The following is a 25399-nucleotide window of genomic DNA, read 5'->3' on the forward strand; positions in this document are numbered from 1 at the left end:
TTTCAACACTACTTATCGGCTCTTTTTAAAAGCGAAAGACTTTGTCTAAACATTGAAGCACCGCCGAGGGGGCGGTGCTTCGCATCTATTAAACAGTAAATTTACGGACAACCTGCTGCAGTTCTTCTGCCATGACAGACAGGGATTTCGCGGCCATATTCACTTCCTCTAAAGAAGCAAGCTGCTCCTGCGTTGCTGCTGCCACTTGTTCAGCGCTAGACGCATTGTTTTGCGCCACATCCGAAACGGAATGAATGGAGGATGTCAGCTGGTTCACAATGGCGGCTACCTGTGCAGCGATCGATGTTACATCCTGCACGTGCGGGGTAATCCGCTCCATGCCGGTTAAAATGCCGCTAAACTTTTCGGAGGTATCATCCGACAGGGAAATGCCGGTTTTGACGCTTTTAGACGCCTGGCTCATCAGCTCAACCGAACGCTGTGTATCTTTTTGAATCACATCAATTAATCCAGCGATTTGTCCGGCAGACGCCTGTGACTGCTCAGCCAGCTTTCTTACTTCACCGGCTACCACAGAAAAGCCTTTGCCATGCTCGCCGGCGCGGGCTGCTTCAATCGCCGCATTAAGAGCAAGCAGGTTCGTTTGATCGGCAATTGAAGAAATCACATCAATGATAGTATTGATTTCGGCTGACCGCCCGCTCAACGATTTAATCATTTCATCAGACGCCTGCACATGCTCTTGAATTTCGTTCATTTGTGCGACTGTGCGGCGGACGGAGTCTTCTCCTTCAGCAGCATGGGACATCGTATCAGCTGCAGATGCAGCCATGATGCCGGCACTGTCGACAATTTTTCCGGCACCCAAACGCAGTTCTTCCATATCATTTACAATGGTCGTGATCGCGCTTGTCTGCTGATCGGCTCCGGCAGCTACTTTTTGAATAGAATCAGCCACATGGCCGGTTGCAGCGGTTGTTTCATCTGCAGAGGCGGTTAACTCTTCAGAAGCCGCTGCCACCTGCTCTGTATTACGGTCTACCTGGCCAATGAGCTCGCGCAAATTCTGTGCCATCAAACCGAAGGAACGTGATAAATCACCAATCTCATCCCTGCGGCTGCCCGCTTCAATCGTTTGGGTCAGATCGCCCTGGCTCAATGTATCAGCGCTTTGTTTTAATGAGTGAAGCGGCCGCGTAATAGACCGGATAATCGCCCAAACAAGCGCAGCACCCGCAAGCAGGGACAGAAGAATGGTAAGGGCCGTTTTCCATAAAATCGGCTTGGTCGCTTCTGTTATTTCACTTGAATACATGGTACCGCCGATTTTCCAGCCAGTCGCTTCATTTGTCAGGAAGGTCATAAACTTGCTGTCATTGTTGAAGATATAATCAAAAGAGCCCGACTCGCCACTATACAGCCGGTCGTAAAGGGAGTCTGTTGCTTCTGCTCCAAATTCTTCGGTTGGATGAACGATAAAGTGGCGTTCACCGTCAAGCAGGATGGCATAGCCTTCCTTGCCGACTTTGATCGGATCTGTCATGGCTGTAATAGAATCTAGTGTTAAATTGATCCCGATTACCCCGCTTTTGTCGGCTGTCTGGCGGGCAATTGTCACGACGTTTGAGCCGGAGGAAGAAACATAAGGAGGTGTAATCACCGTTTCACCGTTTGCTTCAACTGCCTGCTTGTACCAAGGACGGTCTCTCGGATCATAGTCTGCTGCCAGCTCCTGGCGCGGCTCTTGTATCATGATGCCGTTTGTTGTGCCGACATAAATGCTGACTGCTTCCGGATGAAGCTTCGCGTATTGATCAAGGCGAAGACGAAGAGCCGGGCTTTCTTCTCCTTGAATCGATTTGGCAGTTACGAGACTGCTGTAAATTTCTGCGTCATGTGTTTTCTTTCCGATTTGATCGGTAATGAGCCGGTCAAGCGAGGAGATATTTTCATTGGCAGAGGCCATCATCTGCTGCTTGATTTCATTTTTCGCGCTGTTGTATGCGGAAAAGCCGATCAAAAGGGAAGGAATCAGCAGGACGGCTAAAAATGAAAGAATAAGTTTTTTGCGAATAGTCCATTTCATGGTGTTGCTCCTTTTTAGATGATGCTATTATTTTAGCGTTTAAATACAGGGAATCAATCCTTTTTTTGTGAAAAAAACAAGTCTTTTTTGACAAATAAAAAAACGGACCTGTGTCTTAGGTCCGTTCAGGCTGTTGACAAACGCCCGCTTTCGGCGTCACTTGCCAGCTGTGAATGCTCATGACCCCAAAAAGGTCACTCCGCTTCCAAGCCGGCGGCGTTCCTGGAAAGACAGACGTTTTCAATCAGCCTGCTTTCTTACTTTGCCTACACTCTCAACGGACCTGTGTCTTAGGTCCGTTTTTTTTATTTTGTGATTTTTTGGAAGAAAGAATCGTCGTAGACATTCAAATGAACATTGGCTTCGATATCTTCGTTTTGAAAAGCGGCCGTTTTCATGCCGGCTTCCCGCGCAGGAATCAAGTCGAGTGAACGGTCGCCGATCGCCCAGTCGAGCCCGTATTTTTCATGCAGATATTTATAAGCGGCGGCATCTGGCTTGCGCGGGAATCCGTCTTCCTCCGGGCTGATAATTTCGGTGAAGTACTCGAGCAGGCCAAACTTTGTTAACAGGTTTTTCGTTGATTCTTTCGTTCGGTGAGTTACAATCACATTTAATTCTGCAGCAGCAAGCACACGGTCAATTCCTTCGAAAGGAAGGCAGGCCGATTCTGACTGTTTATGATCCAGCTCTGCAAACATGGCACGGAAATCCTCTGAAATGCCATAGTGTGCAAAAGCCAGCTTTGAATTTTTTTTCAGCCAGCGAAGCGCCTCATCCCGGTCAACAGGTGTGCCGTGTGCCGCTTCGTGAACCGCTGCAAAGCTGGCCAAAATAGCCGGGTATGTATCAAAAATTGTTCCATCTAAATCCCAAAGTAGTCTCATGTTGTCATTCTCCTTTTTTCTTTCGTATAAAACTGGTAAGCGCCCTTGCCGTTTTGCTTTACCGCATACATAGCCGTGTCTGCTTTTTGAATCAGCTGCTCCGGTTTTTCGCCGTCTTGCGGATAAAGGGCAATGCCGATGCTTGGTGTAACCAGCATTTTTTGATCATCGGCATAATAAGGCTCACTAAGGGAGCGAAGCAGGCGTTTAGCAATTTGTTCTACTTCTTTCCGCGTCGAAATGCCGCATACAACCGCCGTAAATTCATCGCCGCCCTGCCGCGCAGCCATGTCGCCGGAGCGAAGGGAAGCAGACAGCCGCCGGCTGACAGATACAAGCAGCTCATCTCCAGCATGATGACCGAGCGTGTCATTAATTGCTTTAAAGCCATCTAAATCCATGTACAAAACAGCAAACGGGTGTTTATCTTCTTCGATCAGCTTCATTAGTTTTTGGTCAAAGGATAACCGGTTTGGTAGGCCGGTCAGGGCATCATGATAAGCCATATGAGCGATTTTGCGATGCTGCTTTTTTTGGTCGGTCACGTCTTTGCCGATGCCGTAAATACCAGTCACCTGTCCATCCACGATAATCGGAATATTGGTCATATTCATAATGAATATTTCGCCTGTCCGGCTGCAAAGCGTCACTTCATACTCCTGTGCACTGCCTTTTAACAGGGAGGAGAAATGAGCAAATACTTGCTTTTTGTCCCGTTCTGCAATAAAGGAGGAACAGCGCAGGCCAATCACATCTTCTTCGTTTGAAAAACCAAGAAGGTTTGCAGCCGCCTGGTTAACAGATTGAAAGCGGCCATCCAGTCCCGCTGAAAAAGCGGCCTCCGGATAATAATCAAACAGGGAACGGTAACGCTGCTCGTTGGCTGACAGCTCCTGTGAGCGGTGCAGCAGCTGGTCATACAGCGCCTGGTTTTCCACCAGTGTAACAGCCTGGCGGATCATCAGCAGCATGATCGAAATCGATGCGCCGATGGTAAGCGCATTAAAGCCGGAATAAAACAGCATAAAAGCAAATAGGACCATCACACCGATATAGGGAAGTGAAAAGCGGAGCATGCCGACCTGTTTACTCATAGGATGCGCTTCAGCCGGTGTGCTGCCGTATAAATGACCGGCTAGTGCCATGAGCAAGACGGAAAATACATACATCGGATCGGTGATATTGCCGGATTCATAGCCGTTGTTTAAAATCATCGTTAAGTAAACGGTATCCGCGGTAATTTGCACAAAGAGAGCAAGCAAAATAAGCCCTATTTCTTTTTTAGCGTGTGATTCATTCAAGCCAAAAAAGAAAGTAGCAGCGGCAAGAAGCATGCCAATGTCTGAAATGGGATAGCTCAAGTTAATCAGCAGGTCGAAAAGCGGTAATTCTCCATTATTCAAAATGTTTCGAATGATAAAATGCCAGATAAAGCTGACAGCGACCGTCATGGTAATCAGCATATCGAACAGCATCCGAACGGTCTGGGCTGTTTTGCGCTCCTGCTTAAAGCGGACAACAAGAGCAAGAATATAGCAAAAAGCATGGCCTAAATAAAAAAAGTCTAAAAAACCGGCAATCGGCACTTCCTGTCCTAATAGTGTTTCAAAATAAAACCATAAGCATTCTGAAATAAAATAAAGCGACAAACCGGTGAAAATCAGTTTCCAAAACAGTGGCTGCTTTACAGCTGCTGTAGAAAGAGTTTGAAAAAGCCAGTAAAGGGCAATTCCAGGACCCACAATCGACAAAATATTGCCGCCAAGCGTTTTCGCCCATTCGTCGTTTTCAAACGAAAAAAGCCATACATAATAAATGGCTGTGATAAACAAAATAAAAACAAGGTATCGCTTAATCAACTAGCTGTCCCCCATTTCAAGCAGTGTATTTCATATTTTATCACAAAAAAGAACCGCTCTGATGGGCGGTTCTATAAAATTTAAAATGATTCCGTGACACTGTTTAAAGTGGCAGCCGAGCCTGCTACTTGCTTGGAGGCCCGCTCGATTTCCTGAATCACGTCGAAAAACTGCTGCATTTTGCGGTCGATGTCTACATTTTGTTCTTTCGTATCGCTGATAAGGGAAAGAAGAGTGGAAAAATCCTCATCCGTTTTGGCCATGCCGGAAATACCTTCTTTTACAACCTGGTTGACGGCGCCGACGGATTCGCTCATCTGCCGGATTAAATCATGTGTTTTCGTAATATGAGCAGAGACATTTACCGTGGACTCTTTTGTTTGGTCAGACAGCTTGCGGATTTCTTCGGCGACCACCGCAAACCCTTTTCCATGTTCACCGGCACGGGCTGCTTCAATTGAAGCATTTAAAGCGAGCAGATTTGTCTGGCCGGCAATGTTTCCGACAATCGTAATTACATCTACAATCCGCTGGGAGATATCATTTAATTCATTTGAATAAAGGTGAATATCGTTTATGGCGGACTGAATGGCCATCAGTTTATCATTTTGAGCCTGCAGCTGTTTTTGGCCTTCTTTGGAATGGGCTTCCGACTGATCCGCCTGCACAAGCCCTTTTTTTGTTAAATCGGTGATTGAATCAGATTGCCTGGCAAGTGCCTGCAGGGAGGTGCTTGTTTCTTCAGAAATAGCAGCCAGCTCCTGTGAAACCGCGGAAATATGCCCTGCCAGCTGCGCTTTTTGCTCCGTGTCTTGAAGGCGGATTCGGTCATGTTCCTGCTCGTAGGCTTCAAGCACAATCTGCTGCTCTAAATTTAACATTTTTGTAACGGCTTGAATGGCCGCTGATTGGTCTGACGGCGTCCAGGGCTGCTCCAAAATCAAAGCTGTTAAAGAATTAAGCAGATTTTGAAAAGCAGACATGTACCATTTTGTCTGCAGGCCAATCCGAACATGCACATGAGCGATTCGGTACCGTTTTTGCAAAAACTCGCTGTTAATTTGACCGTGGAACAATTCAGCAATATGAGAACGAAGCGTTCCTTTCAGCCGGTCAACAGTGCTATGGCTCTGGATGATATTTACGAGTCCGGGCTGTTTCATCATTCCTGCGTAAAACGTATCTATAGTCTGGTCAAGATGTTCATCGACGACCGGCTTCATGGCTTTAATATAACGCAAGTCTTGTGGAGTCAATCCAATCATGCTTATTTGATCAGCCAGATCGGAACCAGCTGAAATGTCTATCTTGATTTCACCAGATGCATGCGTAAAAAGCGCATCGGGTTCTTTTTTAGAAGAGCGAGAAAATCCAAACAAAAGTACTACTCCTTTTTCAGTGTTTATTTGATGCAAATAGTGTATATGCTTTTTATTAGAAAAACCATATTTTTTAAAAATAATTTTGCTTATTTTTACACGAAGGACAAAAAAATAAACAAGAAAAAGCGGATTCGAAACACGAAGCATATTTGTCAGAAAATACTTATTTTTATATGTAAACGGTTTATTAAGGAAGAGTGCTTGCTATTTTGTTCGGAACGCGTTATCTCTATATAGAGAGATAAATTGTTCGAAACCTAGGAGGATATAATGTCTAAAGTAATTGCGATTAACGCAGGAAGTTCATCATTAAAATTTCAGCTTTTTGAAATGCCGCATGAAACGGTACTGACAAAAGGCCTTGTGGAAAGAATTGGTTTACAGGATTCTGTTTTCTCTATTACAAAGCCAGACGGTACAACAGACACAGAAGTAACGGATATTCCGGATCATTCTGTTGCCGTACAAATGCTTTTGTCAAAACTTGTATCACACGGCATCGTGTCGTCACTTGACGAAATCGACGGTATCGGCCATCGCGTCGTGCACGGCGGCGAAAAATTCAGCGACTCTGCTGTGATCGATGACGCAACTTTAGCGCAAATCGAAGAATTGTCTGAACTTGCACCGCTTCATAACCCGGCGAACGTAACAGGTATTCGTGCGTTCCAATCGGTATTGCCAAACGTGCCAGCTGTAGCGGTATTTGATACAGCGTTCCACCAAACAATGCCGGAGAAATCATTCCTATACAGCCTGCCGTACGAATATTACAAAGAATACGGCATCCGGAAATACGGCTTCCACGGTACGTCTCACAAATACGTATCTGAGCGTGCTGCAGCTCTGCTTGGCCGTCCAATCGACCAGCTTCGCTTAATTTCCTGCCACCTTGGAAATGGCGCCAGCATCGCTGCCATTGAAGGCGGAAAATCTATTGACACATCTATGGGCTTCACGCCGCTTGCCGGTGTAGCAATGGGAACACGCTCCGGAAACATCGACCCGGCCTTGATTCCATTTATCATGGAGAAAACAGGCCAGACAGCGGACGAAGTACTGGATATCTTAAACAAAAAAAGCGGTATGCTTGGCGTTTCTGGTGTATCAAGCGACCTTCGTGACTTGTCTACAGCGGCAGAAGAAGGCAATGAGCGTGCGATCACAGCACTTGAAGTATTTGCAAGCCGTATTCACAAATACATCGGTTCATATGCAGCCCGTATGTCTGGCGTAGATGCGATTATTTTCACTGCTGGTATCGGTGAAAATGATATTGCTTCTCGTGCCCGTATTTTGAACGGCCTTGAATTTATGGGCGTTTACTGGGATCCAGCACTGAACAATACACGCGGTAAAGAGCAGTTTATCAGCTACCCGCACTCACCAGTTAAAGTCATCGTTATTCCAACAAACGAAGAAGTCATGATCGCGCGTGACGTTTCTCGTTTGGCTGGTGTGTAAGACGCTGCAGCAGCGTTTTTGGCTGGTTGATGGTGAGCGAATTATCCATTTAAATAAAACATTTTGGATCATCAGTAACCATAACTGATTTTGACCCTTTACCCTCTTAGATGTGTGAATTTTAACACGGAAAAGAGGGTTTTTTTATGGCCAGAAGAAAAACAAAAATTCAAAGTGGATTGTCTGTTGAGAAAGCACGGAAAATTGTGATAAGAGTAAAGAAAATGGAGGGACTATCAAAACATACAATTGAGAATTATAACAAGTTATTCAATGACTTGGAGCGGTGTTTTGCTAAAAATAAATATATGGAGAATTTCTCAATCAGCGATGCAAGAAGGTTTTTGGAATGGCAGCTAACTGAAAAACAGCAATTTCATGGAGTAAGATGGGGAAGAGAGAAAAAGATAGGTGCTTCCGGCAGTTCTGCAAATTCATACTTGCGGCTGGCGAAAGGAGCATTTTCAACACTCATTAATGAAGGACACCTTGAAGAAAGTCCTTTTATGGAAATTAAAAATATTAAATTTTAGAAAAAGCAGGTTGAAACTTTGACTGAGGAAGAAATACAGAAAATATTGAAATCACTTGACCATTCTTGGTTCGCTGATTTTAGATCAGCAGTTTTAATTCATGTGCTGCTCGATTCGTTTGGGAGAATAGGAGAAGTTTTAGCATTAAAAAAGCAAGATATTGACTTTCAAAACGGCTCAATAACCTTTAATGAAACAAAAAACAGCTTGTTTAGAATTGTGCCAGTAACAAAAAAGACATTGAACTTTTTAGAAAAGTTAATTGAAGAATGTGATGACTGGGAAAGTGAATACATTTTTCTGACACATGCAGGCAATAAACTAGGTACAGATGCAGCAAGAAAGCATATTCATGAAATTGCAAGGCGGGCAGAAATTAACAGGAGAATACATCCACACATTTTCCGGCATACAAGTAGTATGATGTTTCTCAAAAACGGCGGTTCTATTCGAATTTTACAGAAAATCCTCGGACATGCTGATATAAAAACAACTCTGATTTATTCACATGTACTTGACGACACAATTAAGGAACAACATGAAAAATTCAGTCCTATAAGACATTTAAACGATGGAAGAAAGCAAAAAACACGAACTTCACAAACCGAATTCAAGAGGAGAACGTAAAGGCTTCACATTCTGTGTGAATTCTCCCTGTAATAAGTTTTAGAGTCGTAGTCGCTACCTTTTGCTTATTATATGGCAGCAGGAGAACTAAATGATTATGCAGGGCGGGTTGTATCTGTTTACGAAGATATAGAGGAGTTAAAACAAACAGCGAAAAAAGCCGGGGATCCTGACTTTCATAAACTCCGCTTTCAAAAGCAAGCCGGTTATTTCCCCACAAATCGTTTGCTGGATGATATACTAGATGAATGGTTTTAGAAAGGGGTTCACCGGCTTATGAAATATTTAAAACCACAGATGAAACAGCTTGTTAAAGAAAATGAAGAATTGCAGCTGCGTTTAAAAGAACTGATGAAGGAACACAACCTTGAAAAAAACTTTGCTCTTAAAGCACTGTACCATGCAGAAGTAGCGGACGGCGGAAAGTTTCAGTTTGCTTACCAAGCCCTTGACTTGCCAAAAAGGTAAGTCATTTTTTCATTCAAGGGGCTTGGCTTATCAGCAGTGCTGGTCATAAGGCAGACTGAATCAGTTCAGTTGAGCCAAAAAGGTATGTACTTGATTAAATCATGGTACAATAGCTGTTGAAGCAAGGTTGTTTGTTTTTATCTTGACTAAAAAGATGTTTAATCAAAAGGAGATCGGATCGTTTGAATCATAAAGAAGTAAAAAGTGAGCTGCCCCCAAATTTTAAGGAATTAAAAAAGTCGGCCGACCGGACGTCTAACTGGAGAGAACGTTTAGATGCGGTGGAAGAGCTGGGCCAGTGGAAAAACGACCAAACCATTAAGCTGTTAAAGCGGATTATGGCCGCCGATACAGTATATAAAGTACAAGAAGCGGCGTTCCGACAGCTGAAAAAGCTAGGGGAAGACGTTCAAATGCCACCGCAGAAAAAAAGCGGTGCGATAAAAGATGTAAATAAGATTTTGCTGCGCATTAAGAAAAGTTTGCCGGAAGGCCACACATTTAAAGAATTTGAAGAAAAATTGAAAAAGATGCGGCTTGATGTATACGATACGTATGAAGGCGAAAAAGGAGCAGACTTTGACAAGTGGCTTCAAGAAACATGGATATCGCTGCCGGCTAGGTAAGCTCCATTGAATAAGAGCTGAATAAAACAAAAACATGAGTTTTTTAATTTAGCTAAAGACCATAGAGAATTGAGCTATGGTCTTTTTCCTGATTATCCGGATATTGTTCCCACTCCTGCAAAACCGGTCTGTCTTTTCCCGTTTGCCGGTTTCATCCCTCTTTTTGCACCAGTAGGAATCATAAGGTGTTAAAACCTAGCGTAACCCTTATAGGAGAAGGGTTTCCGGGAAAGAAGATCATCTCTTTGGAGGTGGTCTTTTTTTGTGTTTTAAAAGAATTAGTCACAGATTTGGTCACGAGCCTGTGACCAATTCAATAATATTGATTAAAAAGTTGTGCATTAACCTCCAAAGATTCCTTAGCTCAGCTGGGAGAGCGCTACCTTGACAGGGTAGCGCTCAATGAGGAAACTTATTTAAGTGACTAAGATGAAAATGAAACTCAAAATAGCATGAAACAATAACTGATTTATGCTATTATCAAGATAAACACACATCTAAAGGGCTTTGGATGTGATAATTAGCGAATCGTTATTCCAACAAACGAAGAAGTCATGATCGCGCGTGACGTTTCTCGTTTGGCTGGTGTGTAAGACGCTGCAGCAGCGTTTTATGTGAATGCTTGGTCATGGTTACAGGTCAGGAAATGAGCTTTTAAATAGAACATTTGGTGAAATAAAACCATGGCCAGAATTTCACCTTTAAACCCTCTTATGTGTTGAAAACCATCACACAATAAGGGGGTTTTTTATTGAAGTATGGGTAAAGTTACGCCGTATGGCGGCATTTCAATCGACCAATACACAACAAACTACGGGAAGCCTGGCACAAAATATGAAAAAATGGCGGAGTACCGCATGCTGAACCATGATCTGTATCCGGAGATGGTGGATAACCGGTAAGAGGTGCAGGTATGAACGTGGTTACACAAAATTGGTTGAACTGTGACCGCGTATTACACGTAAAAAAAGAGATGTCTCCATGTGGAGATGTCTTTTTTTATAAACAAATATTTTTGTGAACAAGCTTTTACTAAGATACAGGGTAGTTTATACGGTTTCGGTTTTCGAAAAATCTTCTATTTTAGAAATTGATAAAATGGCACCACAGACTCGTGCCTTCCATTGTGATTTAATTTGACGTTTATTGTTTTAAACCAATAAATATAAAAATAATATAATAAGAAAAAACAAAAATGCTTTTGGAGAGAGATGAAAAGAGTGTCGGAATGGTGCCAAGATCGAATTTATCCAAACAAAGCACAAGTGAAATCCATGTAGTCACTTTACGGAGATGAAAATGAACAAAACAAGATTTGTTTATGTTTAATATTTTTTTCACTCAAAGGGCTTATTTTTCTTCTTTTAAAATACAGAAAAATTTGGAAGCGAGTGAGTGGATTTTATGAAAAATTTGTTCAATAAAGATGTGCAGTCACTCGGAATTTCTGGGATTATCAAAATGTCTGAAATAATCAAAACATATGATGGTGTCGTGGCATTAACAATAGGCGAACCTGATTTTCAAACGCCCTTTTTAATAAAAGAAGCAGGGAAGGCTGCCATAGACAACAATCGCACGTTTTATGCACCAACGGCGGGGGAACCCGCACTACGAAGGGCAGTGTCATCATTTATGGAACGGAGATACCATTTATCGTATAACCCCGACACTGAAATTATTGTCACGAATGGGACAACGGAAGCCGTGTTTCTTACGTTGAAGACCCTTTTGTCGCCAGGGGATGAAGTGATCCTTGCAACACCCGCTTATCCAGGGTATGAGCCTGTTATAAAGTTGTGCGGCGGTGTGCTCGTGCCTATTGATGTTAGCGGTACTCGCTTTAAGTTAACAAAAGAACAACTGGAGCAAGCCATTACACCTAAAACAAAAGCCATCATTCTAACGTTCCCCTCTAATCCAACAGGTGCCATCCTAACAAAAGATGAGTTAATGGATTTGGCGAAAGTCATCGAAAAACATAATGTTTTCGTCATTTCAGATGAATTGTACAGTGAATTGGTTTTTGATCAACCTCATCAATCCATCGCTTCATTTCCTTCTATAAGAGAAAAAGTGATTGTGATTAATGGCGTGTCCAAGTCTCATGCGATGACGGGATGGAGAATCGGATGTACGTTTGCGCCTTCTTATATCACCAATGAACTGTTTAAAGTTCATGAATACCTCAATACAAGTATTTCTTCTATCTCACAGGAAGCCGCTGCCTATGCCCTCAATCACGGAGAAAAAGAAGTGGAACAAATGAAATTCGAATATCAAAAACGGAGAGATTACTTGTGCAAGCGATTAAATGCTCTGGGATTCGATACAATTGTGCCTGATGGAACGTTTTATGCGTTTCCAAGTATAACAAGATTTCATCATGATTCGTATGCATTCAGCATGGAACTGTTAGAGCAAGCGAAAGTAGGTCTTCTGCCCAGTACCATTTTTACAAAAGGAGGATCGGACCGGCTGCGTATCTCCTTTGCTTATTCGATGGAAAAATTGAATGAAGCGATGAATAGAATCGAGCAATACTTAAAAACAAATAAAAAAGGCATTTAACAGGATTCATTCACCCGTACACGAACTACGGGAAGCCTGGCACGAAATACGGGAATGAACCTGACCTGTTTCCAGAGACGTTGGATAGCCGGCAAGGATAAAGGGAAGAGTGCGGGCGCGCGAAAATTGGATGAAATGTGGCCAAATGTGTGACCAGGAAAACGAAAAATATTGCAGGGTGCGATCACAGTAATTTGCGTGAAAGAGGTGTTTAATAAGGCATCTCTTTTTTTCTGGTTGCTATGCGCCTTACAGCCGCAAAAAAAGTTTGACGATGGCTCGATTATATTAAGAAGCAACTATAAAAGCCGGTTGACGTTCATAGACTGCAGTGTGTGCGTGGATATTGTGCTTTGCCATGCCTTTCATTTCACCGCAGATTTAAAAGAATTTGTTCGGGAGGCAGCCAGGCGTTCATCATCCGTTTATTTGGCTTGTTTATGGCTCATATAACTGCCCAGCTGTAGAATTGGAACGAATCTTACAGCTCGTACAATCTATAAGAGAAACGATATGAACGATGCCATAAATAAATTGTCAAAGGCCAAAGGACAAGGTTTCAAAACTATGTTTGTTAAGTATGCGTTTGAGAAGGGAATGCGTGAGGAATACGGCTGGGATCCGGATAAAGACCAGTACGACTGGCCGAATGCATAAAAAAGAGCGGTCTAGTGAGGTGACCGCTTGAATCGCAATTGGAGATACATTTATCGTATGCTTTATATTAAAACCGTTGAGGGCGGCTGCCACAGTGTTCAGCAATCCATTATAAAAAAGGCCGCGGAAAGCTCCGCAGCAAAAAGCAGGTGAGTAATGAAAAGTAGGTGGTTCCGAAACCATGCTTACCATTACCCGCTCCATAGAATAGTAAACAGCAAAGAGGAATTAATTTACATTATGAGAATTTACCAGCTTTATCATATTATGAACGGCGGAAAGCCGTACACTACATATGTCGGTACAGATCGGGAAGAAGCATTCAATAGTGGCGGCAATAACGCTTGTATTCGTGTCTGGGTCAACGGCAAAACGGCAACTATATCGAGGGCTATTCGCATGAAAGCGGTGAAGGGGCGCTGGAATACGATAGAACGAAGAAACGCAAGGAATACGATGAACGTTTGAAAGAAGACGGAGAAAAGACGCAGCAACGACTTGAGAACATTCGGGAAGCAATCGCTAACTATAAGCAAATGTTTGCCGTCTTGGAGGCGGAATAACGCTGCGACGGGCGCTACACATAAAAAAAGCTACGGAAGCTCCGCAGCGACAAAAGCGCCATTTTAAGCGATTGAGAACTCCGGGGAGTCGCTGAAATGGCGTTGGATCATTTAAATTAGCACTCGTAACCGCGTTTGAATGAAGCGCCAATAATGATAAGGAGAATGAACAATACTACAATTAGCGCAAAGCCGCCGCCGTTGCCACCGTTAGAACCGCCACAGCACTCATATCCACCGTAGCCGCCGTAGCCGCCGCCGTAACCGCCGAAGAAACCCATACTATTTCACCTCTTTTACAGAAAAGTAGCGAAGCAATTATATAAATCAATTTCACTGAATTAATCTATAATAATTGAATCTATGTTATAAGGTATGAACAGATATACGTATTGGATTGAGCGGTTGTCTCCTCTGATAATCTTTTTCTATTAGTTTCTCAACATGCTTTATTTATTCAATTTGATTGCTCGACAGGAGATGTTTTACATAATCTTGATGTAAACCGGATAAACATAAGGTTCTTTTGGTTCTTTAATCACTTTCTATGAAATGAACGGGAAGAAGTAGAAGAATTGCTTGAAGAACTATATGAAAAGCTTGATCAGTATGACGAATTTCATTTAAAAATAAGCAGTTTGTGATTTAAACGGAGACCTGTAAATTTCTTGTATTTGCAATTAGGCGGAGTCAAAAGAATGGTCTTTTCCTGAAGGTTCAACAAGGCATCATTAGTACAAACACATGCCTTGTTGGGTTGATAGTCAGCAGCTATTCATTTTATCGGGCACTTACTCACTTCAAGTATAAATTGGTCGGATAAGCCCCGCTGAAACAAGCTATACAACGATTGCTGGTTTCTGCCAGGTTCACATCCACTGCTTTTAACAAACCTTCCGTACTTAAAAAAGCTAAAGTATCCGCTCCAATCGCTTCGCCCATTGCTTCCTCATGCTCTAGTCTATTGGCAAATAACTCCTCTTTTGTCGGCATATCAACTCCATAAAAACAAGGATTGCGAACCATCGGTGAACTAATGCGTACATGAACTTCTTTGGCTCCAGCTTGCCGAATCAACTGGACAATTCGTTTACTGGTTGTTCCTCTTACAATCGAATCATCCACAAGCACCACTCTTTTTCCTTCAAGAATTTCTTGAACGGCACTCAGTTTAAGGCGAACAGCCAATTCCCGCAATTCCTGGGTAGGCTCTATAAATGAACGGCCGACATATGGATTTTTGATCAGACCCATCTCATAAGGGACCCCTAATTCTTGGGCGAAACCAATAGCTGCCGGTATGCTAGAATCGGGAACAGCGACTACCACGTCTGCTTGTATAGGATGTTCCTTTGCTAAAATTTTCCCTAATTCTTTTCGGATTGACAAAATGCTTCTTCCATGTATAACACTATCAGGCCGGGCAAAATAAACAAACTCAAAAGAACAAAGAGATAACTCACTTTTCGGAGCGAATCGTCCGGTTCGAACGCCATTTTCGTCAATAAGAAGCCATTCTCCCGGCTCCACGTCCCGCCAGAACTCAGCATTAACAGCATTTAAAGCACATGTTTCTGAAGCAGCAATGACCGCTTCACCGATCCTTCCAAGGCTGAGAGGGCGCAATCCATGACGATCCAGCGCAATGAGCATCTGTTTTTCTGTCATAATAAGCAAAGCGAAAGACCCATCGATTCGTGTAAGAATATCAGGAGCTGCCTCCTCAAACCCGTTTTTACTGGAACGGGCAATAAGGTGGGCGATGATTTCTGTATCAGTTGTTGTTTGAAAGATGCTTCCCTGCTGCTGCAACACATTTCGTTCTATCCTTGCATTTACCAAATTGCCGTTATGAGCCACAGCCAGATCGCCTCCGCTATATTTAAAAACGAGAGGCTGTGCGTTTTGCAGTAAGCTTTCCCCAGAGGTTGAATAACGAACGTGGCCAATAGCCATATTCCCGCTCATCCCATCGAGAATATCACGCGAAAACACCTGGGTAACCAATCCCATCCCGCGGTGGTGTTTAAAAGTCTTGCCATCGCTAACCACGATTCCTGCACTCTCCTGGCCCCGGTGCTGAAGGGCGTGAAGTCCGTAATATGTTAAATCGGCTGCTTTAGGGTGATTGAACACGCCAAATACCCCGCATTTTTCCTTCATTTCTGAAGCCATTCTTGTCCCCTCCTGTTTATACCATCTCTTCTATTCTCTACTGAAAGACCATTTTTATTCTTGTGTAACCTGCTGTGTATCGCGCTCTGGTTCTGGTTGAACAGCTCGCTTTCTTTATCTCTAACGTTTAGATATGGGTTACTCGGACTGTTTTTATCTCGAGGAGGAGGGGGGGTTTTCATTAGATGCAGGGATAAGGGAACTATGTACCAGTGTCGGCAGCTGGAGTTAAAAGCATCTTTCTCCTGCTGCCATTAAAAAAATAAACGAAGAGGTAGAGAATAGGGAAGGATTGATTTAGAAAGGAAAAGTGAGCTGTTTCAAAGGAATTATTCAAAAAGGACGCCTATAAGTTGAATAAAGAGGCAACTGCTCTAATCATTGAGTTGAGACGATGTCTATTGAGCATACTAAGAAAAACTTTTTAGATGGTGATGGCTTGAAAAAGAAAGTTATTTTGTTTCTAAGTATCACATTTGCTGTCCTAGTAACAGTAGTGGTGATTCGAGACATGTTAAATGGAAATTTCTCTACCTGGCCGGCCGGACTTGGTATGATTTTTTGCAGTGCGCTGCCTATTTTCCTTTTATTTTTAAAAAAGCATCCTTTTAACCTGCCTTTGATTATCAGCTACTATCTTTTCTTATTTTTTACGCTTTTTTTGGGAGCCGTCCTAAAATTTTATGATCGCTTTTTATGGTGGGATACAATGCTTCATTTCTTTGGAGGTTCCTTTTCAGGCTTCATTGGCACAGCGATTTACAATTTTCTTCTGCCAAAGAGGTTACAAAGAGGAGTTTCGCGATGGATGATCTTTTTGTTTGCTTTATCATTTTCAGTAACGATCAGTGTTCTGTGGGAAAGCGCTGAGTTTGCCGGGACTGTTATAGGTTTTTTGCAAGGAGAAAGCAATAAGGATACGATGAAAGATATGATGGCTGCTTTAACGGGAGCACTAATCGTAGCTAGATATGCAGGGCTTAGAAAAAAGTCCAGCTGAAACAAATAAGTTTTGTTTTGCGAAAATGTGAGTTTGACATTATGGATATAAAAACTACTCAGCAGAGAAGGCGTAAGGAGAACCAAAGGTAATGGCAGACTTACCTTAAATCCACAGATAATGATAAGCGTTATCCTAACTTGGCGATTGGATGGCAGTAAGAAGCGAAAAAGTGATGGGGCTTTGTACAAAAAAGCAGCCAGGCTTACACCTGATTGCAGTAGAGTGTGTCATCTGTGAGTGCGGGTTCAGAGCTGACAACGACATTATGAGCTATTTGAAAAGAATTATACAATTTGATTAAAAAAATCCCAGATAGCATACCTGGGCTAAGTTTGAACCTGACGAACAGAAGCGTCTGCTTTAAATCAGCATTAATAAAAATCTATTCCATTCTAAAAGGTAATATATGTGAGAATAAGTCAAAAACAAAAAGCAGCCAGGCTCTCTTACCTGGCTGTAGAAATAGTTGCTAAGGATTGAATTGTGAAGCTAACAGTGTTAGTATGGCCCGTCTGATGAAACTTTAAAAGCCGAAAGGAGATCCCGGCTAAAAATTTACTTGTCTATTTTGAAGTTGATATTGAAGAATCAGCTCATCTAACTGTTCACTATACCGCAATGTTTCAGGGCTATTAAGACCATGTTGCAGCCCAGCAGTAATCATACGTTGTCGAAGGTTATTAATGCGGGCAAGCAAGTCACAAAGTGCTCCTTGGCTGTAGGTCATAACGTCACTCCTATATTGCAATTAACATATAAGGTAAATTATAGAATAATCATCTCAAGATTGAAACAATTTGTCTCCAAAAGAAAAAGCCGAGAAAAAGTCTCCGGCTTTTAAAATATTACCTGCACTTCTATTTAACAGACAGGGGCGTCTGGGGGTAAAAAAACAAACAGGGATTTAAAAATGACATCAGAGATGGACCTTATGGAAAGTGCAGCATATATCGTGAAAGATGGAGTCTTGAAAAAGCTGCTTAATCCGGAAAGTAGACCTGGTAAGCAGATTATCAGTTGGCAAGGGAACAAACCTTTAAAGACCGACATTAAGCTTTAATTTATAGATGACCGAAAAGATGGGCTTAGGAGTTAGTTAATGGGAAAGCCATTTAGTCTACTGAGAAGCCAGTAATATACAATTAAAACAGTAATGACTACAATACCGGCGATGGCATTAAAGAGCTTTTCATTCAACGGTTTCTTTGACATGAAGTTTCCTCCTTATTAATTTCGTATAGTTTTTCCAAATGCTTAGAATTAATGTGAAGAAATGTCATGACGATAACTCCTTTATTTGGAAGTGAACAAACAAGGTTAACTTAGCAAATAGGACACCCAAACTTATGGCTTAAAATCATATCGAGTGATGTAATGATTGAGTATCTGCCACCGATCATTTGTATTTTATCTAGAGATATATCTAATATTTTACGGTTGGAAAGGAGACAGTAAAGCATGTACCTTTACCTGGCCGGATTTTGGCATGCATACTCCTGTTCGATTCCTTTAATTAAGTATAGAAGTGCACTCAGAAGCCCTCCTTTGATGAGGGCTTGAGAGTGTAGACAAAGTAAGAAAGCAGGCTGATTGAAAACGTCTGTCTTTCCAGGAACGCCGCCGGCTGGGAGGCGGAGTGACCTTTTCTCGGGTCATGAGCATTCACAGCCGGCAAGTGACGCCGAAAGCGGGCGTTTGTCAACAGCCTGAAGCCCTCCTTTGATGAGGGCTTCTGAATGCGAGATGTCTTATTTGTAGTGATTTTTAGGCGTCTGGAAATACTCTTCGTACCGCATCACTAAAATTCATCAAAGAATCCTTCGACAAGCTCGCCCGCCTCGATCCGGTCTGCATATTCCTTCATGTGTTTGTTATATATACAGTTGCATTTGCCATAGAAAACCTCCGTAACTTTGGTCTGTACAGCAACAATCGAAAACACGGCAGTCCACCATTCTCTCATCCTGTACTCTTCCGCTTTCTCCTAATAATGGCGACCAGAAGTAAAAATAAAGGAATAATGAACAAAAAGCCAGGATAGACCGAGCTGATGAAGCCGCCAAGCATTTTGATCGACTCGGCATTACTCGTATAAACAGCCATCGGTATGATAAGAAGACTGAGAACATAAACAGCCGTCTTATGATGCTTTGCTTTAGTGATGTTGGCTGCAATCAATGCAGCTAAGTACAAGTTGTTCATAAACGAAGTAATGGAGAAGACGGCCCAAAAAACAAGAAAAATAAGATCCAGCCGTTCTACGATGCCCAGTTCAATTGATTTAATCATGTAAATAACCGGTTCTGGAACGTGCTTCAGCTTAGCTTCGCTAAAATAGGTAAATGTGCAAAGTGCAAGCAATGTATATAGAATGGTTACGGCAATGCTTGCTCCTGCAGCCGCTTTCCATTTTCCTTTGTTGTTCGCCTGAGTAAAGGGAAAAAGCCAGAGCAGCATTTCGCTTCCACCTAATGAAAAAACAGCTTTTTGGGCGCCTGCTGCTATATCCTGGATACCGGAAGACCCGATGGGCAGTAAATAATAAACATTCAAGTGATTCCACATGAAGAGAAAAATCATGAGCACACCCATCAGAAAAAAGGACATCAGCACGTGAAACCGAGCGATTACCCGAATATCCTCTTGAATCAAGTAGATTGTAATCGCTGTAATAATGACTGCGAACACAATGGGTGGTGTATAAGGAAACGCCCAATCTGCGGTAATCGAAAGAAAAACCGCTAAAATCTGGCTGGCGACCATGAAAAAAAAGAGCATATAAAGCGCTATAATCAGCACACTAATCACTCGTCCAACAATGAGCGGCAAAAATTCAGCCAATGTTTTATGAGGAAAGCGTGAAGCCAGCAGCCAAATTACGACAATCGCTGCCTGCATGAAAAAACCCGCCAGCAGGATCGATAACCAGCCGTCTTTCCCCGCAGCTTGATGCACGTCGTATGGAAGAGAGAGAATTCCAACACCAACATGGGTTTGCAGCATAAAGAAAAAAAGCTGCCAGGTTGAAATGCTTGCTTCCCTTTTCATTTTTTCACCTACTGTCTTCCTGCTTCTTTTTTCTGCGTTTGCGGCTTGCTTTCACAGGGCGGCTTTATTAACTCCCATCAATTGCTCCGATCAAATGCGTCTTTTAAATCTGCCCGCCGCAGCACTGAGGGATGTGTCACGCCAAGAAAGGTTATCTTGCATAAATGAATCAATAGAAAGGACTTTCCAAATACACTGTCTTTCTGCTCCTAAAATGACATCACCTATTGTCCCTTTTTCAGTAGGGTGAGGAAAATCCGGTATTTTATGCATAAAAAAGAACCAGCTCATGCTAGTGGGGCTGAACCTTGTCTCACAAAAAGGAGGCAGTGCCGTGAGGTAACCATGAGCCTCTTTCTTATTTGATTATTGTTCAATAGTTGACCAAAACTGTTAATTAATTTAAAGAAATGTTTGGCCAGGCAGGTAGATGTTATATTATTTCATTTTAGGCTTTATTCGTTTTTTAAATTCGTCTTTGGTAATCTCCCAAACGTCATACTCTTCTCCGAACTTTTCTCTAACGTCCATCCCCATTAAGTCAGAAATTATGTTGTAATCATCTAAGATATCTTCGTTAAGAGTTCCTGCTACTGTATTCCACCTAATAAATCTTTCATCATTAGGACTGATAATATAAAAATATCTTGTATCAAACTTTGTTATCATTGTTCCTCCATCCATATTTCAGTGGACAATCGACAAGGGGCAGGGGAAAGAGCATGACCATGTGGAAGTTGATGGAGAGAATCGCATCCATAAGAGTCCGCGACCTTGGCAAACACACACGCTGCCACGAGACCAGATGTCAGACGCTTTATTTTGTTCACTCATTTTTCTCTGTTTCTTTTCTCAAATGGCTGTATAATGAGAAATAGATAATGAGAGAGGCAGGATACTGTGAATTACATCGTACTTGATATTGAATGGAATGCGTCAAAATGGAATCCGCACCACCTGGAAGAAATTATCGAAGTCTCGGCTCTGAAGGTGTCGCCCGCTACATTGGACGTGATCGATGTCTTTTCATCCCTGGTGAAGCCGGCAGAGCGGTTAACATCGTTTACAAAAAAACTAACAGGCATCACGGAGCGGGATGTGTCTTCCGCCCCGGCCTTTCCGCATGTATTAAAGAAATTTAAGGCGTTTCTTGGCACGGAGGAATCTTGTTTTGTGACATGGGGGAAAGAAGATTTTCGGTTCTTGGAAAAGGAATGCAAACGTTACCGGCTTCCTTCCTTGAACCTGTCCACCTATATTGACATATTGCCGATTCTTCAGTTTGGCCTGTATGATACCTTTAACGGCAACACCCCCAGCCTGACTAAAACTATGGAGGTGTTCCAAATCGAAGCAGACGGGCAGGCACATAACAGCTTAGATGATTCGATGAATACCTTAAAAGTGTTTCGCTATCTTCACGGAAAACTGGATGTTCATGCGACGTACAAATCAAACAAAACACCTGAAGAACGGTATCTGCATGAGGATACACTGAAATCCAGCGGAAAAAAGCAATTAATGAAATGCATCTTTGCGTATATGAAAAAGCATGACGTAGATGATGTGGCATTCGATGCCTTCTTTACGAGCCCCATCTGGCTGGATCGGGCCGCTGCACTTGATCTGAATGAACACGTAACGGCTGTTTTTAAAACCGATTTTGATGCGCAAAAACAAAAGGCATCCGAGAAATATGTAGCCCAGAAAGCATTGCTGCTTACCAAAAGATGAAATGTCAAGACGATAGTCTGCTTAAAAAGAGGTGCCCTAATAAGGCATCTCTTTTTGCTGATCACGCTTATGCGCCTTACAGCCGCATTTTTCGAATTCATTTGTAAAAGCCAACTTCTCTATTTCGTGAAATTAATGAATGCTCTAAGGAAAAAGTTTTATTTAGTAACTTTCCAGCCTCTAAACTTTTAACTAATCATTGACCCGATTACATGAAAAGAGGCTGTACAAGCCGGTTAGCGTTTATGGACCTGGATAAAGCCAATCGAAGAAAGTTGCCAAAATGGAGCAACGTAGTGTTACATAACGTAATGTTTCATTGTAATTGGTTGTGGTAATATTCTTAAAAAAGGAGGGACAAAAATGCCCAATTACAAAGTTCAATATTATGAAAAAATACCCTCAGATTTAAAAACCATTGAGGTCACAGAAGAAACCGCAGCTAAAGCCAAAGAAGTAGCAATGGACAAGCTTGATAACCAGCTCGATGTAGGGCACTATATGATCCATAAAGTTGTTGAAACAAAGAGCTGACTCTTTTAAGGAGTTAGCTCTTTTTATATAAAGGCTCTGTTAAACGATAGTATTGATATTTGATCAAAAGAAAAAGGACTGTTCTTTGTTCCCTTTGTTTACCTCTTCTTTAACTAAAGCACCCCGTTAACTTAAGTAGAATCCTTCACAATCTCATCTACACCTTAATGTAACTCCAATCCATTAAATGTATTGCTTTAGAATCTGATGGGATTAAAAAAAGACGCCTTCTTATTAAAGAAAAGCGCCCGATTTTAGAAGAGTGGAAATTTAAAAGAGCTTCAAGATTCACCTTTTAAAGTCTTTTAAAAAGTTAATGTAGATCATATCATAGCTCTGGACTTCTTCATACATAATCAAATATTCTATTCGCTTTCTTATTGCCGAAGTAATAATTCCTTTTAATTTTTTCATTCTGCTTCCAGCTCTTTGATTTTTTTAGCAGGTACTCCTGCCACTACACAATTATCTAGTACATCCTTTGTAATAACAGCACCTGCTGCAACAATAACGTTATTTCCGATTGTTACTCCTGGAAGAATCGTGCAATTCCCTCCAATCCATACATCATCACCTATCGTTACTGGTTTAGATATTGCTTTTTTCTCGCGCCTGCCTTTGGGAGAAAGAGGGTGGCCCACTGTAGTAATCAACGTATTCGGACCAATCATACAATAATCCCCTATGTGGACCGGGGCTATATCCAGAATCGTTACATTGTAATTCGTTAAAAAATCTTCCCCAACATGAATATTCTTGCCATTATCACAGTTAAAATTTGGCTGGATAAAAACCTCCTTCTTAAAGGAACCAAACAATTCTCTGATAATGGCCATCTGGGCTTCATGATTAGCTGGGTCAGTATTATTATATTTTCTGCACAGCTGTAATGCCCTTTCTTTTCGGGCAGCAACTTCCTTGTCAAAGAATACATATTCCAATCCTGCATCTAATTTTTCAATTTCCCTCATCTTATCACCTCATTCATTCAATGGTTTGCTTTGCATGCAAAAATCATTTTGTTACAAAATAATATTATTCTAATACTATAAATAACATTTTGAAGGCACTTTTTTATATCATATAAATATGTTTTATTGTATATTGATATGGTTGTTTGCTTTTGTTTTATTACAAATTTTATAGGAGATGTTTCTATGACTTCAATTGCCAAAACTCTTTCAGAAATCACTTTTAAGCGAAAAGAAGAAAAACAGCGCCATCATACCTACGATGAAGAACTCATGCAATACGAATACATGAAAAACGGTAATATGGATGCCATACCTCTCGGAATTAAGCTTTTCCAAAGTAACACTACCGGAACATTATCGGACCATCCTGTTATGAATTATAAATATCTGTTTGTTGCCTCCATTACTCTAAGCAGTCGATTCTGCATAGAAGGTGGAATGTACTCAGAAGATGCCTATAACCTAAGCGACCTTTATATCCGGTTAGTAGATAAGTGCAAAACGGTGGAGGAAATCTTTGCTTTACACAACAAAATGTTTACTGATTACACCAAACGTATGTCCGAACTGAAGAAGGAAAAAATATACTCAAAACCGGTTCTTCGTTGTATAGATTATATTGATTTACATCTACATGAAACCATTACGGTAAAATCACTGGCGCAATATGTAAGCTTGTCCCCTACCTATCTATCTGCCTTGTTTAGTAAAGAAACAGGTACATCAATCTCTGAATACATTAGAGAGAAACGAATTAATACGGCTATAACACTTTTAAAGTATTCCGAATATACCTGCATGGAAATCGCTAATAACCTGGGTTTTTCTTCCCAGAGCCATTTCAATAAACTGTTTAAACAATACACTGGACTTACACCAAAAGAATACCGCCTAAAGTATTTTCGGCTCAACTGGACTAAATAATACAAAATGCCGGACGAAAGAATTCCTCTCATCCGGCGTGTTTCCTTCTTGTACAAAAACATAGGAGTCCTAAACAATATTTTTATTTATTAAAAGGTTAATTAAAAAAGGTAAAGTGTACCCCTCGTAAAGGACATTTTTTGCAAGGATAATTAATACTAAATCCCATTTTTCGCCCTTAATTTTAACAACCCTTCTTATTCAAGAATATGGCCCGATTATTGAATAAGAGCTAAAGACGCTTCTTCCACTAAACTGCCCTTTAGCTGAATAAGAAAAGGCTGCCGAAATGACAGCCGAGATATTAACAAACGCCCTGTTAGTGAAACAAGACTTATGCTCTCTCTCTAAACAACAGGTCAATTTCTGCACGGTCATAATCTAAAATCCAACCATTATATTCTTCGTAAAAAAATCTTATATCCTCTTTATCAGCCGCCAAAATATCACACCCACGGTCATCATACAAATGATAAATCATCTTCTTAGAGAGATTAATAAAGTAAATATCATATCCGCTTTGATAATTATTTTTCAATATTGTAGATGGGTGAGCAAAGTCTTCATAGCTAATAGCTTTTAAAAGTTGGGAATACTTAATTTCATTTTTTAGACAAGGAAGAACAAAACGATGAGTGATCGATTCGTCCTCGTCGTCTTCTTCATCTTGGTCATTAAAAACACTAGGTAAAAGCTGATATTGCAGCTTATATAATGTTTTTCTGTGTTTCGCGTACTTTAGATAAACATTTAAAGGTTTTCTTTGAAGAAAATTGTCCCCGCTTGTGGAATGCACATCTGTAACAAGCAATATATGGTCGTTTTCCTCAAAAGTCTTATTGAATAAAGTAATAGCTCGTTGGAAAGTTTGTTTAATTCTTTGTTCTTCGTTATCTGGGAAAGGCGGTGAAATTTCAAAACGAATACTATTCTCCCATGAATAGAACAAGCTGGGTGCTAAAACTAAATCATTATAATATTCATTTAAAAATAATTGCAGCACTTTAGTCATTTTATTTCTCCATTTATTTTTATAATTCATTCAAAATAACATATTAACACCTATTTGTTATTAAAGGTATGTTGTTCAACTAACCTGCCTTGTTAGTTGAACAAGAAAATTAACAATATTCTTTAACCAGCCTTTCTTTTAAGTCGGTTATCGAAAAAAGCCTTTTACTTAACAATTTCGGTCAACTACTGACCAATAGCTAAAATAAATAAGAAGAAAAAGGGTCATGATTACCCACGAAGTAATCATGACCCTTTGTCGTTTTTGAGTAGTCATAACTTAACAGTTTTGACTACTGCATAAAAATGTAA

Annotated in this window: 24 protein-coding genes and 1 pseudogene; 13 read left to right on the top strand and 12 right to left on the bottom strand. The window is 41.3% G+C overall.

Annotated elements, in window-relative coordinates; genetic code table 11:
* Window positions 1–88 precede the first annotated feature (88 nt).
* The 4 genes from RRU94_RS16070 to RRU94_RS16085 form a co-directional block, all read right to left on the bottom strand.
* The gene (locus tag RRU94_RS16070) at window positions 89–2047 is read right to left on the bottom strand and encodes a methyl-accepting chemotaxis protein (RefSeq protein WP_315695697.1); all 1959 of its coding nucleotides are present in this window, start codon (window positions 2045–2047) and stop codon (window positions 89–91) included.
* 305 nt (window positions 2048–2352) lie between these two features.
* Window positions 2353–2934: an HAD hydrolase-like protein gene (locus tag RRU94_RS16075; RefSeq protein WP_315695700.1), complete on the bottom strand. Its 582-nt coding sequence runs from the start codon at window positions 2932–2934 to the stop codon at window positions 2353–2355.
* Window positions 2931–4793 (bottom strand): diguanylate cyclase domain-containing protein, encoded by a 1863-nt coding sequence (locus RRU94_RS16080; protein ID WP_315695702.1) that lies wholly within the window; start codon window positions 4791–4793, stop codon window positions 2931–2933. The genes RRU94_RS16075 and RRU94_RS16080 overlap by 4 nt, the downstream gene beginning before the upstream one ends.
* Before the next feature lie 80 nt (window positions 4794–4873).
* A complete protein-coding gene (locus RRU94_RS16085; RefSeq protein ID WP_315695704.1) occupies window positions 4874–6172 on the bottom strand; it encodes a protoglobin domain-containing protein in 1299 nt (432 codons plus the stop codon).
* A gap of 273 nt (window positions 6173–6445) precedes the next feature.
* Here RRU94_RS16085 and RRU94_RS16090 point away from each other — a divergent pair, with 273 nt between their 5' ends.
* The 9 genes and pseudogenes from RRU94_RS16090 (at window position 6446) to RRU94_RS16130 (ending at window position 13589) form a co-directional block, all read left to right on the top strand.
* Window positions 6446–7639 (top strand): acetate kinase, encoded by a 1194-nt coding sequence (locus RRU94_RS16090; protein WP_315695706.1) that lies wholly within the window; start codon window positions 6446–6448, stop codon window positions 7637–7639.
* Between the two features lie 146 nt (window positions 7640–7785).
* On the top strand, window positions 7786–8172 hold the full coding sequence (locus tag RRU94_RS16095) for a hypothetical protein (RefSeq protein WP_315695708.1): 387 nt from the start codon (window positions 7786–7788) through the stop codon (window positions 8170–8172).
* An 18-nt stretch (window positions 8173–8190) separates the two neighbouring features.
* Complete coding sequence (locus tag RRU94_RS16100; RefSeq protein ID WP_315695710.1) at window positions 8191–8799, top strand: tyrosine-type recombinase/integrase; 609 nt, start codon at window positions 8191–8193, stop codon at window positions 8797–8799.
* 276 nt (window positions 8800–9075) lie between these two features.
* Window positions 9076–9267, top strand: a complete 192-nt coding sequence (locus tag RRU94_RS16105; RefSeq protein WP_242233738.1) for a hypothetical protein — start codon at window positions 9076–9078, stop codon at window positions 9265–9267.
* Window positions 9268–9449: 182 nt separating this feature from the next.
* Entirely contained in the window at window positions 9450–9893 is a 444-nt protein-coding gene (locus RRU94_RS16110) for a HEAT repeat domain-containing protein (protein WP_315695712.1), read from the top strand.
* 761 nt (window positions 9894–10654) lie between these two features.
* Window positions 10655–10795 (top strand): annotated as a pseudogene (locus RRU94_RS16115) (NADPH-dependent 7-cyano-7-deazaguanine reductase QueF); the annotation flags it as partial.
* A gap of 502 nt (window positions 10796–11297) precedes the next feature.
* Entirely contained in the window at window positions 11298–12464 is a 1167-nt protein-coding gene (locus RRU94_RS16120) for an aminotransferase class I/II-fold pyridoxal phosphate-dependent enzyme (RefSeq protein ID WP_315696000.1), read from the top strand.
* Between the two features lie 513 nt (window positions 12465–12977).
* Window positions 12978–13121, top strand: coding sequence for a hypothetical protein (locus tag RRU94_RS16125; RefSeq protein ID WP_315695714.1), 144 nt, complete (start codon window positions 12978–12980; stop codon window positions 13119–13121).
* Between the two features lie 156 nt (window positions 13122–13277).
* A complete protein-coding gene (locus tag RRU94_RS16130; protein WP_315695716.1) occupies window positions 13278–13589 on the top strand; it encodes a hypothetical protein in 312 nt (103 codons plus the stop codon).
* 211 nt (window positions 13590–13800) lie between these two features.
* On the opposite strand, the gene RRU94_RS16135 is transcribed toward RRU94_RS16130, so the two are convergent.
* Both RRU94_RS16135 and purF read right to left on the bottom strand, forming a co-directional pair.
* Entirely contained in the window at window positions 13801–13965 is a 165-nt protein-coding gene (locus RRU94_RS16135; RefSeq protein ID WP_315695718.1) for a YjcZ family sporulation protein, read from the bottom strand.
* Between the two features lie 514 nt (window positions 13966–14479).
* Window positions 14480–15859: an amidophosphoribosyltransferase gene (gene purF, locus RRU94_RS16140; RefSeq protein WP_315695721.1), complete on the bottom strand. Its 1380-nt coding sequence runs from the start codon at window positions 15857–15859 to the stop codon at window positions 14480–14482.
* A gap of 394 nt (window positions 15860–16253) precedes the next feature.
* Here purF and RRU94_RS16145 point away from each other — a divergent pair, with 394 nt between their 5' ends.
* Window positions 16254–16859, top strand: coding sequence for a DUF2238 domain-containing protein (locus RRU94_RS16145; RefSeq protein ID WP_315695723.1), 606 nt, complete (start codon window positions 16254–16256; stop codon window positions 16857–16859).
* Between the two features lie 550 nt (window positions 16860–17409).
* Here RRU94_RS16145 and RRU94_RS16150 read toward each other — a convergent pair.
* The 4 genes from RRU94_RS16150 to RRU94_RS16165 all read right to left on the bottom strand — a co-directional run bounded on the left by RRU94_RS16150 (window position 17410) and on the right by RRU94_RS16165 (window position 20579).
* Complete coding sequence (locus RRU94_RS16150) at window positions 17410–17589, bottom strand: aspartyl-phosphate phosphatase Spo0E family protein (RefSeq protein ID WP_315695725.1); 180 nt, start codon at window positions 17587–17589, stop codon at window positions 17410–17412.
* Between the two features lie 1071 nt (window positions 17590–18660).
* Complete coding sequence (locus tag RRU94_RS16155) at window positions 18661–18825, bottom strand: hypothetical protein (protein WP_315695727.1); 165 nt, start codon at window positions 18823–18825, stop codon at window positions 18661–18663.
* A complete protein-coding gene (locus RRU94_RS16160; protein ID WP_315695729.1) occupies window positions 18822–19910 on the bottom strand; it encodes a GerAB/ArcD/ProY family transporter in 1089 nt (362 codons plus the stop codon). The genes RRU94_RS16155 and RRU94_RS16160 overlap by 4 nt, the downstream gene beginning before the upstream one ends.
* 438 nt (window positions 19911–20348) lie before the next feature.
* Window positions 20349–20579, bottom strand: coding sequence for a hypothetical protein (locus RRU94_RS16165; RefSeq protein WP_315695732.1), 231 nt, complete (start codon window positions 20577–20579; stop codon window positions 20349–20351).
* Window positions 20580–20810: 231 nt separating this feature from the next.
* Between RRU94_RS16165 and RRU94_RS16170 the strand changes: the two genes are divergently transcribed.
* Both RRU94_RS16170 and RRU94_RS16175 read left to right on the top strand, forming a co-directional pair.
* A complete protein-coding gene (locus RRU94_RS16170) occupies window positions 20811–21644 on the top strand; it encodes a 3'-5' exonuclease (protein ID WP_315695734.1) in 834 nt (277 codons plus the stop codon).
* A gap of 363 nt (window positions 21645–22007) precedes the next feature.
* Entirely contained in the window at window positions 22008–22178 is a 171-nt protein-coding gene (locus RRU94_RS16175) for a hypothetical protein (protein ID WP_315695736.1), read from the top strand.
* A gap of 410 nt (window positions 22179–22588) precedes the next feature.
* Here RRU94_RS16175 and RRU94_RS16180 read toward each other — a convergent pair whose 3' ends face one another.
* Window positions 22589–23149, bottom strand: a complete 561-nt coding sequence (locus RRU94_RS16180; protein ID WP_315695738.1) for a sugar O-acetyltransferase — start codon at window positions 23147–23149, stop codon at window positions 22589–22591.
* Between the two features lie 186 nt (window positions 23150–23335).
* Here RRU94_RS16180 and RRU94_RS16185 point away from each other — a divergent pair, with 186 nt between their 5' ends.
* Complete coding sequence (locus tag RRU94_RS16185) at window positions 23336–24076, top strand: helix-turn-helix domain-containing protein (RefSeq protein ID WP_315695740.1); 741 nt, start codon at window positions 23336–23338, stop codon at window positions 24074–24076.
* Between the two features lie 334 nt (window positions 24077–24410).
* Here the strand turns inward: RRU94_RS16185 and RRU94_RS16190 are convergent, their stop codons facing one another.
* Complete coding sequence (locus RRU94_RS16190) at window positions 24411–25088, bottom strand: DUF3885 domain-containing protein (RefSeq protein WP_315695742.1); 678 nt, start codon at window positions 25086–25088, stop codon at window positions 24411–24413.
* Between the last annotated feature and the right edge of the window lie 311 nt (window positions 25089–25399).

The organism is Domibacillus sp. DTU_2020_1001157_1_SI_ALB_TIR_016, from assembly GCF_032341995.1.
Classification (GTDB): Bacteria; Bacillota; Bacilli; order Bacillales; family Domibacillaceae; genus Domibacillus; species Domibacillus indicus_A.